Consider the following 15,308-nt stretch of genomic DNA (forward strand, 5'->3'; position numbering starts at 1 on the left):
CCTTCGGCCCTCGGTGGTGCGTTCTCGCTGGACGGCGCGGCCGGCATCGTGGAGTCGGCGCCCGTCTCGCGGGCCGCCCCGCTGAAGCCCGGGGCCACCGAGGTGCCGATGCCGCGCACGCGTCGCGGACGGATCATCCGGCAGTCACCCGCTGGGTGTTGAGCCGGTCAGAGGTGGGGCAGTGCGTCGGCGGCTGCGAGGACGGAACCACGGAGACGCCCGGCGCGGACGTCTCCGTGGTTCCCGCGCGGCGGCGTCACTGGCGCGGGCAGAAGCCGAACTCGGCGAGGATGTCGAGGACGAGCCTGCGCCGTTCCTCGCGGCTGGGGGCGCCGCCCGGCTCGCCCTGCGGGCCGCGCTGCCCTTCCGGCCCCTGAGGGCCGGCGACTCCCTGGGGTTCCGGCGGCCCGTCCGCGCCCTCAGCCCCGGGCGGGCCCTGCGGGCCGCGCGCCCCGGGCGGCCCCGGAGGGCCGGGAGGACCGGCCGGACCCGGAATACCGCAGGGCGACTCCCGCACCACGACGGGCACGCTTTCCGTACGCGCTCCCGACTCCAGATGACCCGTCACATGCGGCATGATTTCGCCCGGCGGCACCTCGTCACGTACCACGAAATCGCCTGCCCAGAACCGGGAATCCGCCCGGTTCAGCGGATGGGCCTGGCACTCGCCTCCCGGGCAGACGGAGCAGCGGCATTCCATCCGCTGCCACTCACACGCGGTCGGCCGGCAGGCGAACAGCCGCGTCCTGATTCGCGGGACCAGCGGATCGCCGAAGAAAAAGTGGAGTGAGATGCAGGGATCGGTCGGTGTGGCCACAGTGCCTCCCGGAACAGCGCTCTCGTCGGATGAGGAGGTGACGGCCCCGCCACCAGGGGAGCCCGGTCTCCGCGGGACGAACCTGCCACGGGCCTCCCGCGCCGCGACCAGCGGGCCGGGAACGCACCGGAGAAGCCCTCGCGGCGAATTCCCGGGATTCCGCCGGGCGTTCACGCACCGGTGTCGGCCAGGCCGCGGGAACCGGCCAGGGACACGCCACGCACCTCGGTTATCCCCAGCCATCCGCCGCATAGCGGAGAACCACCGGATTTGACCCCGCACGAGTTAATCGCATCCTAGTGGGATCATCACGGGGGATGTCACCACGAATCCCAGAAAGACTCGTTTCCTTTGAGAACTCCGACAGGGAATGGGAAATTGATCCTCCCGGCGACCGGATAGCGCGCGTATTCCACCGTGTGCCGGGGAGGCGCTGAACGGGACCAGCGGCACCACACCCACGCCCCGCCCACCCCGCGGGAACCGGCACCCCCAGAGCGCGGCACCACGGCGACCGGCCACCCGGACGAACCGCCGGAGGGCCGGATTCGGCCGGAGCTCGGGGGACGCGCGGGAGCCGGCCTGTCGGTCCGCGCCGGATGGGGGCGGTTTCACGCCGTGGCGGCGGGGCGGCAGGCGGAATCGGGGTGCGCAGGGGGTGTTGCGGGCGTGTGTCCGGCGGTATCGTCCCGGTAATCCTTGGGAGCGCTCCCATAGCCGGAACAGTCCTGTCCCCCACCACTTCCGGAAGACGGAGAACGCACGCATGTACGCAGACACCCCCACACGCCGCTGGACCCTGCGGCTGCTCACACCCGCGCTGACCGCGATCGTCGGTCTCGTCGCCCTGTTCCTCAGCCCGTGGACCACCCCGGCCAACGCGCACGGCTCGATCGTCGAGCCCGCCGGGCGTGCCTACGGCTGCTGGGAGCGGTGGGGCAGCGACCACATGAACCCGGCCATGCAGCAGCAGGACCCCATGTGCTGGCAGGCCTGGCAGGCGAACCCGAACACCATGTGGAACTGGATGAGCCTCTTCCAGGAGAACCTGGCGGGCAACTGGCAGAGCCGCATCTCCGACGGCAACCTGTGCAGCGCCGGTGACGCGCAGGGCGGCCTGGCCAGCTCGCTCGACAACCCGGGCGCCTGGACCACCACCGACGTCGGCAGCGACTTCAGCGTCCACCTGTACGACACGGCCCGCCACGGCGCCGACTTCTTCGAGGTCTACGTGACCGAGCAGGGCTACGACCCGGCGACCGAGCCGCTCGGCTGGGACGACCTGGAGCTGGTCGAGACGACCGGCAGCTACGCCCCCGCGGCCGACATCGAGTTCGACGTCAGCGCGCCGGGACGCAGCGGCCACCACATCGTGTACACGATCTGGCAGGCCTCGCACCTGGACCAGACGTACTTCATTTGCAGCGACGTGAACTTCACCTGATCCGGAACGGGTGACGAGCCCGCCGGTCCCGGAAGGGGCCGGCGGGCTCGTGCGTTCCCGCTCACCCGTCGGTGATCACCAGGTTGTCGATCCGCGCGTCGAAGGGGCCCGCGGCGCCGGTGCGGTCGTAGCCGATCAGCACCGTCTCGATCGTCGCGCCCGCGAGGTCGGGGCCGAACGCGCTGGTGACGGTGGTCCAGTCGCCGACCGCGCCCTTGGGCGCCGCCGGGTGCATGTCCACGCCGTCCTGGGTGGTCGCCGCGCTGTCGCGCAGGGTGCGCCCGTCGCTGAGGACGAGGTCCACGGAGACGTGCCTGCCGCCCTCGTTCTCCGGCCGGAAGTCGTAGGACAGGCGGGTCGCGTCCGAGACGGGGACGCTGACGTCGAACGCCTGGAGGTACGCGTACGAGTGGCCCGTCCCGGAGGCGAGGCCGCGCACCCGCAGCGCGGAGGCGCCGCCGGCTGCGCCGTCGCCGGTGGCGACGCGGAGGGTGGGGCCGCCGTCGCCCTCGGGTCCGGTGACGTTCGCGGTGCCGCCGGGGCCTGGCGTGTCGGTCCAGGTGGGCTGGGCGTCGATCCCGCGTTCGAGCCCGGTGCGCAGGAAGACCGGGCCCTCGCTGAGCGGGACGGGGATCTCGGGCGTCGGCGGCGCGTCGCCCGTGATGACGCGGCTCGCCCGCGCGGCGAGGCGCAGGTAGAAGTCCGGCGAGGTGAACACGCCGTCCGCGCTGGTGGTCTGGAAGTACTGGTCGGTCGGGATCATCGAGGAGTCGGAGGCGGCCGGGGCGATGCTGGTGGCCTCGTCGTACTCGTCGAACATGGCGATGAACGCCTGGGGGATGCCGAGTTCGCGCACGTCGAGCGCCTGCTGCCAGAGGAACCGGCCGGTGTCGCGCGGGATCTGGTTGCGCTCGCCGCCGTTCCAGTTGGCCCAGGAGAAGCCCGGGTAGACCACGGGGAGGTACGCCTGGCCGCGTGAGGCGAGGTCGTCGCGGTCGGCGCGCATGACGGGCAGCAGGTCGGAGCGGTTGCCGACGAACCAGGGCGAGAGCATGTCGAAGGCGTGGTAGACGCCGCTGAACCCGGGCTTGGTCGACGTCTCGGTGCGCCAGCCCCAGGGCACGGCGCCGATGACGTAGGCGCCCTGGTCCTGGAACCACTCGACGACCCGCTGCGCGGTGGCCGCGTCGCCCGGCCGGTTGGTGAAGCCGAAGCCGAAGATGCCGACGACGGGGCGGCCGTCCTCGTACGCGTACGACGGGGAGTCGGTCAGGCCGAGGGTACCGGTGACGGTCTCGGTCCAGTCGGTCCTGAGCGTCTGTTCGAGGTTGGCGTCGGTGAGGCCGCTGATGTCGTACTCGACGTAGAACCCGACGTCGTGGCGCTCGGCCGCGTCCCTGGCGCGGTCGGTGATGGCGTCGCGCTGCTGCTTGCGCTGCGGGACGGTCATGTCCTGCCCGAAGCGCTGGAGCGCGGCGCCGTCGATGCCGTACTCGGCCATCCAGGCGAAGTGCTGGTCGGTGACCTCGGCGGGGTAGGAGGAGAACAGGGTGGCGGGGTCACCGTTGCCGAGTCCGGCGTAGCCGGTCGGGAAGTGCGCGGACTCGGGGTAGGCCGACATGTCGGGCCACATCTCGAAGGTCTGGTTGCCGGGGGAGGGCGTGCTCCCGTTCCAGTGGCGCCACTGGTCGACCGGGGAGCCGTCGCCCTCGGCGGAGAACCAGCCCTGGTAACCGGCGTAGACCTGGCCGGTGATGTGGTGGCCGCCCGCCCGTGGGGCGGGTTCGGCGTGGGCCCGGGGCAGGGAGACGACCGCGCCGAGGACCAGGAGCAGCGCCAGTCCGATGCGGGCGGGGGTGAGGCGGGGGGACGTGTGGCCGGGGGGCATGGGGCACCCTCTTCTCGGGGGTGGTGGGGGGTGTGGTGCCCGTCATGTAAATCCAATGGATTTCCTTAGTCAACCCTTCTCACAGCCACAGCACGGGATTTCCCGGGACAAGTTCGCTAGTTCGACGGGAAGTGTGAGCCTACGGGAAGACAATCCGACCGACACGGCAGGTCGAATGGCAGATAAGTCTTCGAGAGTGGCGCGCGGCGCCCACGACCCCCCGCCGTCACGGCGGAGGCCGCCGCGTGAAGGTCACGACTGGGACACATGTACTTCACCCGTTCACCCGGAGGTGTCTACTTGACGGAGCCGGTGCGCGCCCGCGCGGCCCGGCCGTGCAGATGCCGTCACAGGAAGGGCCGTTTCCGCCATGCAGCCACGTATCAGAGCACTCGGAGCGCGGCTGCTGCCCGACGGCGTCCGGCAGGCGCGCGCGGAGCGGCGGGAGGCGGCCCAGGCCGAGGAGACCGAGCGCAAGCGCCGCGAACGCGTGGAGGCCAGGCGCCGCGAGCTGCTGGCGTCGGACCCCGCGCTCCGCGCGGTGGAGGCCGGCGGGACGGTCTTCTACGGCAGGACCGTGACCAGTTTCAACTCGGCCGAAGCCGCCGCGCACAACCTGGGGCTGGTCTGCGACGCGCTGGAGAGCGCGGACATCCCGTACTTCCTGGTGCCGGGCCGCTCCCGAACGCGCCACGTCGTCGGCGTGCGTCACGCGGACCGCAAGCGGCTGCTGTCCGTCCTGCGCCGCACCTACGGCGGCAGCGCGCTGTACGCCATGCGGGCGAACGCCGAGACGCTGCCGGCGGACGCCGTGCTCTACGCCGACGGCTCCCTCCCCGCCGCGCTGAAGCGGCAGGACACGATGCGTTTCGGTGAACTCCTCCTCGGCCCCGCCGGGGAGGTGCTCGCCGACTTCGACCACGCCTGCGAGGTCGAGTTCTGGCGCGACGGGAAGCGGTTCCTGGAGGACGCGAAGCTGGTCGAGCGGCGCGGCACGCTGCGCAGCCTCGCCCCGGCCCCGGTGGTCGCCGAATCGCTGGTCGCGCCGCGCTACAACGCCGTGACCGACACCCTGCCGCCCGAGGCCCTCGTCCCGGCGACCCGCACCGTCGCGGGCCGCGCCCACCCCACCTGGGAGGGCTTCTCCCACCCGCTCGCCGACACGGTCGACTTCCCCGTGGACGTCGTCTACACATGGGTGGACGGCGCCGACCCCGAGCTGGCCGCGAAGCGCGACGCCTACCGCGCGCGGGCCGGGGCGCCCCGTATCAACGCGCGCGAGCTGGGCGCGTCGCGGTACGAGAGCCACGACGAACTGCGGTACTCGCTGCGGTCCCTGGAGATGTACGCCCCGTTCGTGCGGACGATCCACATCGTCACCGACGGGCAGACGCCGGACTGGCTGGACACCTCGGCGCCCGGCATCCGGATCGTGGACCACAAGGAGATCTTCGCCGACCCGTCGGTCCTGCCCGTCTTCAACTCCCACGCCATCGAGAGCCAGCTGCACCGCGTCCCCGGCCTGTCCGAGCGCTACCTCTACCTCAACGACGACTTCTTCGTCGGACGGCCGGTCGACGCCGGGTACTTCTTCCACGGCAACGGCATAGCCAAGCTGCCGACGGCGCCGTTCCAGATCGGCCTGGGCGAGCCCCACCCGGACGAGCCCGCGCCCAACTCGTCCGGCAAGAACGCCGCGCGCCTGCTGCTGCGGGAGCACGGGCGGCTGGTCGTCAACAAGTTCAAGCACGCGCCGCAGCCGCAGATCCGGGCGGTGCTGGAGGAGTTGGAGGCGCTCTTCCCCGAGGAGGTCGCCAGGACCGCCGCGAGCCGCTTCCGGTCGCTGACGGACGTCTCGATGACGGCGACGCTGCACCACCACCACGCGTACCTCACCGGCCGCGCCGTGCCCGGCAGGTACACGATGCGCTACGCCGACATCGGCAGGCCCGAGTCCGCCGAGGTCCTCGCCGAGATCGCCGGGACCCGTAAGTACGACTTCTTCTGCCTCAACGACGTGCAGACGCCGGAGGAGGAGAAGGAGAACGCGGCCGCGCGCCTGCGTGGCTTCCTGGCGGCGTACTTCCCGCTGCCGAGCCGCTTCGAGCGCTGACTGAGCGCACCTGGCCCGGCGACCGGCCTGGCCGGGAGCCGCGGTGCCGTGCAGGGCACCGCGGACCGCCCGGCCCGGCCGGTGCCGGACCGTGTCGCGCGGCCGAAAGCGGGCTCCGCTTCCCCCGTGCCGCTTGCCGCGGACGGGCCCGTTCGGCCGCTGCCACCCTCCGCCGCGCCCGGAGGCGGGCGGAGGGCACGGGTGCACGGGCGGACCCCCCTGGTGTTGCCGTCCGCCGTCGGCCGTGGTGCGGACGACCGGCGGCGTCACCGCCCCTGCCCCGCCCACGCTACGGGCGGGCGGCGGCGCCCGGCCACGGTGCACGGCGCCCAATCCGCCGCCCCGGCAGTGCACGGTGCCCAGACGGGGGTCGGGCGAGGGCCGGGCGGGGTCAGGCGGGGGCGATCCGGAACGCGAGGACCAGGTCGTGGACGCCGGAGCCGGTGCTGAGGAAGTCGCGGCCGAGCAGCTGTTCCGCCGTGCGCAGCCTGGCCCTGACGGTGTTCCGGCTGCTGCCGAGGCGTGCCGCGGCCCGCTGGGCGTCGCCGTTCTCCTCCGTCCAGGCCCGCGCGGTGCGCAGCAGTTCCGGCCGCCGCGGCGGGTGCAGGGGCGCCAGCAGGGCGCCGGCCCAGGCGACGGCGGGCGGGGTGGCCAGGAGGTCGGAGAGCGCGGGGGCCGGGCGCCCCGGGGCGCGCAGGACGTCGGCGGTCGGGGTCAGGGCCAGCGCGAGGGCCAGCTCGGCGCGGGACCGGAGGTCGCCGAGGTCGGTCTTCAGCAGTTCCCCGGCTGTGCGGAGCCTGGCCGTCACGGTGTTGCGGCTGATGCCGAGCAGCCTGGCGACGCCCACACGGGGGACGGTGAGGGCGAGGCGGACGACGTCGAGGTGGGTGTCGGGCACCTCGGTGAGAGGCCGGAGGAAGGCGTGGGCCCAGGCCCGTGCGGGGACGTCGGGCAGCAGGCTCTCCAGCGCGGACGGGCCGAGGTACTCGGCCGTGCGGTCGCGGGCCGGGCGTGCCATGGCCAGGGCGTGGCGGGCCTGTTCGTACGCCACCGCCGTGGCGGACTGCGGGTGCGGGGCGCTGATGCCCAGCGCGTAGCGGGGGTTCTCGGCGACGAGCCGGCGCAGCACGGGACCGAGGGACGGGGTGTGTCCCGCGTCCGGCGGGGTGTCCGCGTCGGCGTCGGCGTCGTCCGGAGGCTCGGGGACCAGGCAGATCAGATGGTCGTCGTACACCGGGCAGGGGATCATGAGGCCCTGCCCGTGGTAGCCGACGGCGTCCTCGTACTCGCTCACCAGCGGTTCGCGGTCGCCCGGCGGGCAGCGCAGCAGGTGGACGCGCAGGCGATCGCAGTCCAGCAGGGCCGGGACGGCGCCGGTCGTGATCCGGCGGGCCAGCAGCGGCTTGCCCGACAGCAGCGTCATCAGGACCGCCACCCGGACCTGGCCGGCCTTGCGCCGGTAGGCGCGGGCGGTCTCCTCGGCCCGCGCCGCGCCGCGCAGCAGGGCGAGGACGCTGCCCGTGCGGGACGCCAGCGAACGGGCGGCGGGCGGCAGCGCGCCCGTGTGCAGCACGGCGAGCACCGGCCGGGGGCGGTGGGGGCCGAGCGCTTCGAGCGATATCCGGGCGCCGTCGAACTCGGTGACGGCGGCGGCCATCTCGCCGCGCGTCAGGCGGCGGAGCAGCGGCCTGAACCCGTCCGGCGCCCCGCCGGGGAAGCCGGGCGTGGCGGCCTCCACCGTGCCGCGTTCGCAGATCAGCGCGACCTCGGCGCCGGTCCGCCGTCCCAGCCAGGCGACGACATGGCCGACGTCGGGCCCCGGGCGCAGCGCGGCACCGCCCCTGAGGCCGCGCAGCAGTTCGTCGAGCCCGTCCTCGTCCCTCACGTCCCCCACCGGTACGTCCGGTCTCCCTTCGCGCCCGCGAGGGGGCGCCGAGGCGTCCGCGTGTCCCCGACAAGGCTAATGCGGCGGGCCGGCGGCGCGGTCGCGGCACCGGCCCGCCGCCGTGGTTCAGCGGGCGAGCAGATCCGGCGTCAGCACCTCGGCCGTCCGCTCGTCGATGACACTGACGCGGACCGCCGTGCCGTGCGGCCGGTCCAGGTCGGCGTCCGCCGGGAGCGCGAACAGGACGGAGACCGGGCGGTCGCAGGCGCACGCGGGGTCGTGCCGCGCACCGGTGTAGCGCAGGATGCGCCACCCGTCGTCGTCCCAGTGCTCGACCAGGCCGGAGCGGACGAGCGGGGCGGCCGTCTCCCAGGCGAGGGACCGTTCGAGCAGTTCCACCGTGGCGGCGACCGGGACGGTCCCCGCGCCGCCGGTGAGCGGGTTGCCGAACAGGCGCACCCGGAGGCGGCGCAGGGGCAGTTGCCAGGTCCGCCCGGGTGCGGCCGAGAGGAACGCGAGCAGCGCCGCCGCGCCCGCGAGGACCAGGGCCGCGGCGGCGGGCCGCGCCCGTACGGCCGACCACCAGGGCGTCGCGGACACGGCCGCCAGGACCCCGCCCGCCGCGACGGCGGCCGCGCGGGCGAAGGAGGCCCAGCCGATGGGCGTCTCGTACCGGGCGGTGCAGCCGCAGGACGCCTCGGGCGCGATCCAGCGGGAGACCGCGAGGTAGGCGAGGAATCCGGCGCCGAGCAGCGCCGTGCCGACGCCCGGCAGGGGGTGTCCCGGCACGGCGGCGAGCCCGGCGGCGAGCAGCAGTTCGGCGGCGCCCGTGGCGCGCAGGACGAGGACCGCGCGGTCGGGACCGCCGGCCAGGCGGGGCAGGGCCGTACGGGCCGCCTGCGCGCGGAGCGAGCGCCGGGCGAGCTTTCCGGCGCCGGTCGCGGCGAGCAGGGCGGCGAGGGCGAGCGGGAGGACGCTCGCGGCGAGGGTGGTCGTCGGCATGGCGCCCACCCCGTCAGTGGCCGACCGTGACGCGGACGACGTCGATGCCGCCGTCCGCGGGCCGCCAGGCGCCGAGGATCTGCGCGGGCTGGCCGATGCGCAGCCGCGACAGATCGGTGGTGAGGGCGCTGCCCGCGTAGGAGGCGGCGGTCTCGGGGAGGGTGTGGCCCACGAGTTCGTCGTTGCCGTGGGCGAGGTGGAGCCGCTGCTTCTGGATGCCGCGGATGGTGGTGTAGATGTTCACGATGTTGACCCACACGGCGTCGGCGGCGAGGGTGCCGTCCGGCATGGTGACGCCACGCGCGTAGAGGCCGTCGCCGACGCGGACGTCGTCGAGTGTGACGGCGCGGACCTTCCAGACGCTGGTGGCGTTGGTGATCTGGATGTGGTGCGTCTCGCCGTACGAGCCGGCGACGTGCAGCATGCTGCCGCGGATGGCGCCGACGCGCCCTTCGGCGAAGGTCGTCGTGGTGACGGCCGGGTCGAGGGAGGGAGTGGACGCGGCGAAGGCGGCCTCCGCGTCCGTGGCGCCGAGCGCGGAGGCGCCGACGATGGTGGCGCCGCCGACGGCGGCCGAGGTGAGGAAGCCGCGTCGGTCGACGCGCGATGAGCGGGTCACGGTCATGGGTGGGGTGTCCTCTCACTCACTTCTTCGGGTCACAGGGGTTCTGCGGGCACAGGGGTGCGGTGCGTGCAGGGGTGCGGTGCGTGCGGGGGTGGGGTCACTCGGTGATGAGGACCGGGAGGACGCCTGAGCTGAGGCTGCCGATGGCGGAGAAGGCGGCGGGCGTCAGGTCCAGGACCCGGTTGACGCGGCAGCTGCCGCCGCAGCACGCCTGTTCGCCGCAGAAGCTGCGGGTGCGGGGGCCGCAGTCGGTGATGGTGATGCAGACCGTCGCGCCGGAACACTGGTGGCGGACGTTCATCACGGAGCCGCAGCCGCGGCGGGGCATGCCGCCCTCGCCGCAGAGGTCGGGGCGGGTGATGTCCCAGCAGGCCTGGCTGGCGTTGGGCCAGGCACCGTGGTTCGCGGCGGAGCGGCAGTTGCCGCAGGCGCCGCCGCCCGCGCTGGCGCAGGGGCCCCAGGCGGCGCCGCAGCAGAACCAGGTGGTCTCACCGGCCCAGAGCGAGGTGGTCGAGCAGGCCATCGCGTACTCCCTTTCGTGGCAGGACGCTCCAACTTGACCTGCACATGACATGACACAGGCCACGCGGAGGCACGGGACGAGGGGGTGGCGCGGGGATGGTGACGGTGGGGAGCTTCGTCCTGTGCCGGGCGCGGTGGGGGATCAGGCAGGACAGGCGGAGCGTTCGTCGGACTGGCCCATAATCCCGGTTCTCCCGGACCCGCGCCAGAGGGCACCGGGATCGCGATTGGTCGGACAACTGGCGCATCGCATAGGCATTCTGAACAGAAGTCATCCAAGTCCAACGGAAACCGGTCACCGTCCGTCCCGTTAACGCACATTCACCGCAGGTCGCATGAGAGATCGGGTTACGGGGGAGGTGACCAGTGACCGGCTGACCACCCGGCGACGGTGAGGAGCTCGATCATGGACCACGCGATCGACAACAGGATGGATCACAGGCTCGACCGGCGGACGACGCGGCGTACCCGGGTGCTGTTCGCGGCCGTCTTCGCCGCCGCCGTGCTGCTCTCCCCGCTGCTGGTGATCTACGAGCTGCTGGCGGGGATCGTGGGCCTGGTGCTGACGGGGCTGGTGGCGCGCGCGTCGGACGGCGCGGCGACCATGACGGCCACCGTCGTGTTCGCGGGGCTGCTCGCGGGCAGCCTGCCGTACCTGGCGGCCGCGCCGTTCGTCTCCTGACGGGGACCTCCCGGCGGCTCGCCGGGATGACACACATCCGCGGGGCGGGGCCGCCGTCCGGCCCCGCCCGCTGTACGTTCCGCCCCGCTGTACGTTCCGCGCCGCCGGTGTCCGGGAAGGGGCATCAGGCCGGGCGCAGGCGCACCGACCCGCCCGCCGCCGTCGCGCCACCAGCCGAACCGGGGCGGGAGGCCGCCGAAGAGTGGAGGAAGGTGTGCGCGTGGCGCAGCAACGTGCCGAGGCCGCCGGTGGTCGTCCAGGTCATGCGCCCATCCTGGCCCGGGGCGCCGCGCCGCGCGGCGCGGCGCGGCGGCCCGGTCACAGCACTAGCCTGGGGCGATGTACGAGCGGAGGCGGCGGCGGTACTTCGCGCTGATGGCGGTCTGCCTGGTGCTGTTCGTCGGCGCGGGCGCGGTGGTGCGGCTGTGGTCGGTGCCGCTGGCGATCGCGATGTGCGTGGTGGCGGCCGCCATCCCGCCGCTCGCGGCGATCACGGCGAACCGGCGCGGCCCCGACGACCCGTGGTGGGACGAACGCGACGGGCGCGACCGGGACGACCGGCACGACCGGCACGACGGCCGCTGATCCGCGTCACCAGGGCAGGTCGCGGATCTGCTGCACGCACAGCACGACGAACAGCACGCCGGACCCGGCCAGCATCACGTTGCTCACCGGCCCGTTCCGCCACTCCCCCGCGACCCGGTCGGTGTTCAGCATCCACAGCAGCGTGAGGGCGAGGAAGGGCATGAAGAACGCGCCCAGCACGCCGTACGTGACGATCAGCCCGATCGGCTGGTCGAGCCACAGCAGCCCCATCGGCGGGAACGTCAGCCACAGCAGGTACGCGCGGAACGGCCACGACCGCTCCCGCGCCCGTTCACGCCCCGGGTCGGCACCGCCCTCCGCGCCCTCCGCGCCCGCCGCCTCCGCCGGGAGCGCGCGGGGCCACAGCCGGGCGACGAAGTCGGTGAACAGCAGGCTGACCCCGTGCCAGACGCCGATGACCGAGCTGAACGAGGCGGCGAAGAAGCCGATCAGGAACAGCTTCGCGGTGGCCGCGCCGAAGCGCGCCTCCAGCACGTCGCCGACGTCGAGGAGCCCCCGGTCGCCGCCGGCCAGCGCGATGTCGGCCGCGTGCAGCAGTTCGGCGCCGATCACCAGCATCGCCACGACGAACAGCCCGGTCGTGGCGTACGCGACGCGGTTGTCCAGCCGCATCATCGGTATCCAGCGGGGGCCGGTCCAGCCCTTGGCGGTGACCCAGTAGCCGTACGCGGCGAGGGTGATCGTGCCGCCGACGCCGCCGACGAGGCTGAGGGTGTACAGCGTCGAGCCGTCCGGCAGCGTCGGCCACAGCCCGGCGCCGAGCGCGGGCAGGTCGGGCGAGACACGGACGGCGATGCCGACGACGACCACGAACATGGCACCGACGAAGACCATCATCAGCTTCTCGACGACGGCGTAGCGGTTGAACCACACGCAGACCAGGCCGAGCAGGCCGGTCAGGATGCCCCAGGTGCGCAGCGAGGGCCCCTCGGGGAAGAGCGCGGCCAGGGGGAGCCCGCTCGCGGACATGGCGGTCGCGCCGTACACGAACCCCCAGACCACGATGTAGATCCCGAAGTAGACGACGGTCCAGCGGCCGAGCGTCCGCCAGCCGTCGAAGATCGTCCTGCCGGTGGCCAGGTGCCAGCGGCCGGTCGCCTCGGCGAGCGAGATCTTGATCAGGCAGCCGAGGACCGCCGCCCAGACCAGGGTGTAGCCGAAGCGTTCGCCCGCCACGGCCGTCGCCACCAGGTCGCCCGCGCCGACACCCGTGGCCGCGACCACAAGACCGGGACCTATCAACCGCCAGCGCGCCCTCGGTATTTCGGCGCCGGTCTGCTCGTGCGTCTTTGTCACGCAAGGCATCCTGCCCCGAGATCATGAGCGCGACAACGCGGATGCGAACGTTTTTTCCGGCCGCCGCCCGCGCACGGTGGTGCAATGGGGGCATGACCTTCCATGTCGCCTCGGAGACCGGACGGCTGCGCCGGGTGATCCTCCACCGGCCGGGACTCGAACTCAAGCGCCTCACGCCGAGCAACAAGGACGAACTGCTCTTCGACGACCTGCTGTGGGTGCGGCGGGCCCAGGAAGAGCACGACGTCTTCGCCGCGCTGCTGCGGGAGCGTGGCGTGGAGGTGCTGCTCTTCCAGGACCTGCTGGTGGAGACCCTCGCCGTGCCTCAGGCGCGGGCGCTGGTGCTCGACCGCGTCTTCGACGAGCGCGAGTACGGGCCGCTGGCGACCGGCCGGCTGCGGGCGGCGTTCGACGCGCTGCCGACCGCCGAGCTGGCCGAAGCGCTGATCGGCGGGATGACGAAGCGCGAGTTCCTGGAGGGGCACGCCGAGCCGGTGTCGGTGCGCTTCCATGTGATGGGCATGGACGAGTTCCTGCTCAACCCGCTGCCCAACCACCTTTTCACCCGCGACGCGTCGGCGTGGGTGTACGACGGGGTGGCGATCAACGCGATGCGGTGGCCGGCGCGGCAGCGCGAGAGCGTCCACTTCGAGGCGGTGTACGGGCACCACCCGCTGTTCTCCCGCGCGGCGGGCGCCGGGGGCGGGTTCCGCTACTGGGCGGAGGGGCAGGGCGCGCAGCCGTCCACCATCGAGGGCGGGGACGTGCTGGTGATCGGCGAGGGCGCGGTGCTCGTGGGGATGAGCGAGCGGACGACGCCGCAGGCGGTGGAGCTGCTGGCGCGGCGGCTGTTCGCGGCCGGGTCGGCGCGCCGGATCGTGGCGCTCGACCTGCCGAAGCGGCGGGCGTTCATGCACCTGGACACGGTGCTGACGATGGTGGACGGCGAGACGTTCACCCAGTACGCGGGCCTGGGGATGCTGCGCTCGTACACCATCGAGCCGGGGGAGCCGGAGGGCGGCGGCCCCGGGTTGCGCGTCACCGACCATCCGCCGGGGCACATGCACCGCGCGATCGCCGCCGCGCTCGGCCTCCCGGCGATCCGGGTGGTGACCCCGCGGCAGGACGTGCACGCCGCCGAGCGGGAGCAGTGGGACGACGGGTGCAACGTGCTGGCCGTCGAGCCGGGCGTGGTGATCGCGTACGAGCGGACGGTGACGGCGAACGAGCATCTGCGGGCGCAGGGCTTCGAGGTGCTGGAGATCCCGGGGAGCGAGCTGGGGCGGGGCCGGGGCGGTCCGCGCTGCATGAGCTGCCCGGTGGAACGCGACCCCGCATAACCATGTAGCTTTACGTATATAGTTCCAGTCATTTCCCGCTGTTCCCACCATTCCCACTGTTCGACGTATGGAGCCGTCATGGCGCTGAACCTCACGGGCCGCCACCTCCTCAAGGAGCTGGACTTCTCGGCCGAGGAGTTCCTGTCCCTCGTCTCCCTCGCGGGCGAGCTGAAGGCCGCCAAGCGGGCGGGCACCGAAGAGCGCCGCCTCACCGGCAGGAACATCGCGCTGATCTTCGAGAAGAACTCGACGCGCACCCGCTGTGCGTTCGAGGTCGCGGCGGCCGACCAGGGCGCGTCCACCACCTACCTGGACCCGGCGGGGACGCACCTGGGGCGCAAGGAGTCGCCCCGCGACACCGCCCGCGTGCTGGGCAGGATGTTCGACGCGATCGAGTTCCGCGGGGCGGCGCAGAGCACCGTCGAGGAACTGGCGGCGTACGCGGGCGTGCCGGTCTACAACGGGCTGACCGACGACTGGCACCCGACGCAGATGCTGGCCGACGTCCTGACGATGACCGAGCACTCCGACCGGCCCGTGGGCGAGCTGTCCTTCGCCTACCTGGGCGACGCGCGCAACAACATGGGCAACTCCTACCTCGTCACCGGCGCGCTCCTCGGGATGGACGTGCGGATCGTCGCGCCCCGGGCGCTGTGGCCGGACGAGGCGGTGCAGGGCGAGGCGCGCCGCCTCGCCGGGACGACCGGGGCGCGGATCACGCTGACCGAGGATGTCGCCGAGGGCGTGCGCGGCGTGGATTTCGTCGCCACGGACGTGTGGGTCTCGCTGGGCGAGCCGGCCTCGATGTGGGACGAGCGGATCGCGCTGCTGCGGCCCTACGCCGTCACGATGGAGGTACTGCGGGCCACGGGGAACCCGGACGTGCGGTTCCTGCACTGCCTGCCCGCCTTCCACGACCTCGGCACCGAGGTGGGGCGGCAGGTGCACGAGCGGCACGGCCTCACGTACCTGGAGGTGACCGACGAGGTGTTCGAGTCGGCGCAGTCGGCCGTGTTCGACCAGGCGGAGAACCGGCTGCACACCATCAAGGCCGTGATGGTCGCCACCCTCGCGCCCTGAGCCGACAC

At 73.3% G+C, this 15,308-nt stretch carries 14 protein-coding genes; 6 read left to right on the forward strand and 8 right to left on the reverse strand.

Going from position 1 to position 15,308, the window contains the following annotated elements:
* Window positions 1-256: 256 nt before the first annotated feature.
* A complete protein-coding gene (locus tag ACL02R_RS02360) occupies window positions 257-817 on the reverse strand; it encodes a hypothetical protein (protein WP_412795111.1) in 561 nt (186 codons plus the stop codon).
* A gap of 766 nt (window positions 818-1,583) precedes the next feature.
* Between ACL02R_RS02360 and ACL02R_RS02365 the strand changes: the two genes are divergently transcribed.
* A complete protein-coding gene (locus ACL02R_RS02365) occupies window positions 1,584-2,261 on the forward strand; it encodes a lytic polysaccharide monooxygenase (RefSeq protein WP_412795112.1) in 678 nt (225 codons plus the stop codon).
* 61 nt (window positions 2,262-2,322) lie between these two features.
* Here the strand turns inward: ACL02R_RS02365 and ACL02R_RS02370 are convergent, their stop codons facing one another.
* The gene (locus tag ACL02R_RS02370) at window positions 2,323-4,149 is read right to left on the reverse strand and encodes a glycoside hydrolase family 71/99-like protein (protein ID WP_412795113.1); all 1,827 of its coding nucleotides are present in this window, start codon (window positions 4,147-4,149) and stop codon (window positions 2,323-2,325) included.
* A 370-nt stretch (window positions 4,150-4,519) separates the two neighbouring features.
* On the opposite strand from ACL02R_RS02370, the gene ACL02R_RS02375 reads away from it, so the two are divergent.
* Complete coding sequence (locus tag ACL02R_RS02375) at window positions 4,520-6,262, forward strand: stealth family protein (RefSeq protein WP_412795114.1); 1,743 nt, start codon at window positions 4,520-4,522, stop codon at window positions 6,260-6,262.
* A gap of 391 nt (window positions 6,263-6,653) precedes the next feature.
* On the opposite strand, the gene ACL02R_RS02380 is transcribed toward ACL02R_RS02375, so the two are convergent.
* The 4 genes from ACL02R_RS02380 to ACL02R_RS02395 form a co-directional block, all read right to left on the reverse strand.
* Entirely contained in the window at window positions 6,654-8,156 is a 1,503-nt protein-coding gene (locus ACL02R_RS02380) for a helix-turn-helix domain-containing protein (protein WP_412795115.1), read from the reverse strand.
* Between the two features lie 117 nt (window positions 8,157-8,273).
* A complete protein-coding gene (locus ACL02R_RS02385; RefSeq protein WP_412795116.1) occupies window positions 8,274-9,149 on the reverse strand; it encodes a MauE/DoxX family redox-associated membrane protein in 876 nt (291 codons plus the stop codon).
* 13 nt (window positions 9,150-9,162) lie between these two features.
* Window positions 9,163-9,774, reverse strand: a complete 612-nt coding sequence (locus ACL02R_RS02390) for a cell wall protein (RefSeq protein WP_412795117.1) — start codon at window positions 9,772-9,774, stop codon at window positions 9,163-9,165.
* 97 nt (window positions 9,775-9,871) lie between these two features.
* Window positions 9,872-10,297, reverse strand: a complete 426-nt coding sequence (locus ACL02R_RS02395; RefSeq protein WP_362960134.1) for a hypothetical protein — start codon at window positions 10,295-10,297, stop codon at window positions 9,872-9,874.
* A gap of 405 nt (window positions 10,298-10,702) precedes the next feature.
* On the opposite strand from ACL02R_RS02395, the gene ACL02R_RS02400 reads away from it, so the two are divergent.
* Window positions 10,703-10,978: a hypothetical protein gene (locus tag ACL02R_RS02400; RefSeq protein ID WP_412795118.1), complete on the forward strand. Its 276-nt coding sequence runs from the start codon at window positions 10,703-10,705 to the stop codon at window positions 10,976-10,978.
* A gap of 124 nt (window positions 10,979-11,102) precedes the next feature.
* Here ACL02R_RS02400 and ACL02R_RS02405 read toward each other — a convergent pair whose 3' ends face one another.
* On the reverse strand, window positions 11,103-11,243 hold the full coding sequence (locus tag ACL02R_RS02405) for a hypothetical protein (RefSeq protein ID WP_412795119.1): 141 nt from the start codon (window positions 11,241-11,243) through the stop codon (window positions 11,103-11,105).
* Between the two features lie 74 nt (window positions 11,244-11,317).
* Here ACL02R_RS02405 and ACL02R_RS02410 point away from each other — a divergent pair, with 74 nt between their 5' ends.
* Window positions 11,318-11,563 carry a DUF3099 domain-containing protein gene (locus ACL02R_RS02410; protein WP_412795120.1) on the forward strand — a complete coding sequence of 82 codons (246 nt, stop codon included), beginning with the start codon at window positions 11,318-11,320 and terminating at the stop codon, window positions 11,561-11,563.
* A 6-nt stretch (window positions 11,564-11,569) separates the two neighbouring features.
* Here the strand turns inward: ACL02R_RS02410 and ACL02R_RS02415 are convergent, their stop codons facing one another.
* Entirely contained in the window at window positions 11,570-12,889 is a 1,320-nt protein-coding gene (locus tag ACL02R_RS02415; protein WP_412795121.1) for an Nramp family divalent metal transporter, read from the reverse strand.
* Between the two features lie 83 nt (window positions 12,890-12,972).
* Between ACL02R_RS02415 and ACL02R_RS02420 the strand changes: the two genes are divergently transcribed.
* Window positions 12,973-14,220, forward strand: a complete 1,248-nt coding sequence (locus ACL02R_RS02420; protein WP_412795122.1) for an arginine deiminase — start codon at window positions 12,973-12,975, stop codon at window positions 14,218-14,220.
* A gap of 78 nt (window positions 14,221-14,298) precedes the next feature.
* A complete protein-coding gene (gene argF, locus ACL02R_RS02425; protein ID WP_412795123.1) occupies window positions 14,299-15,300 on the forward strand; it encodes an ornithine carbamoyltransferase in 1,002 nt (333 codons plus the stop codon).
* The last annotated feature ends 8 nt before the right edge of the window (window positions 15,301-15,308 follow it).

The organism is Streptomyces sp. MS19 (assembly GCF_047200595.1).
Taxonomy (GTDB): domain Bacteria; phylum Actinomycetota; class Actinomycetes; order Streptomycetales; family Streptomycetaceae; genus Streptomyces.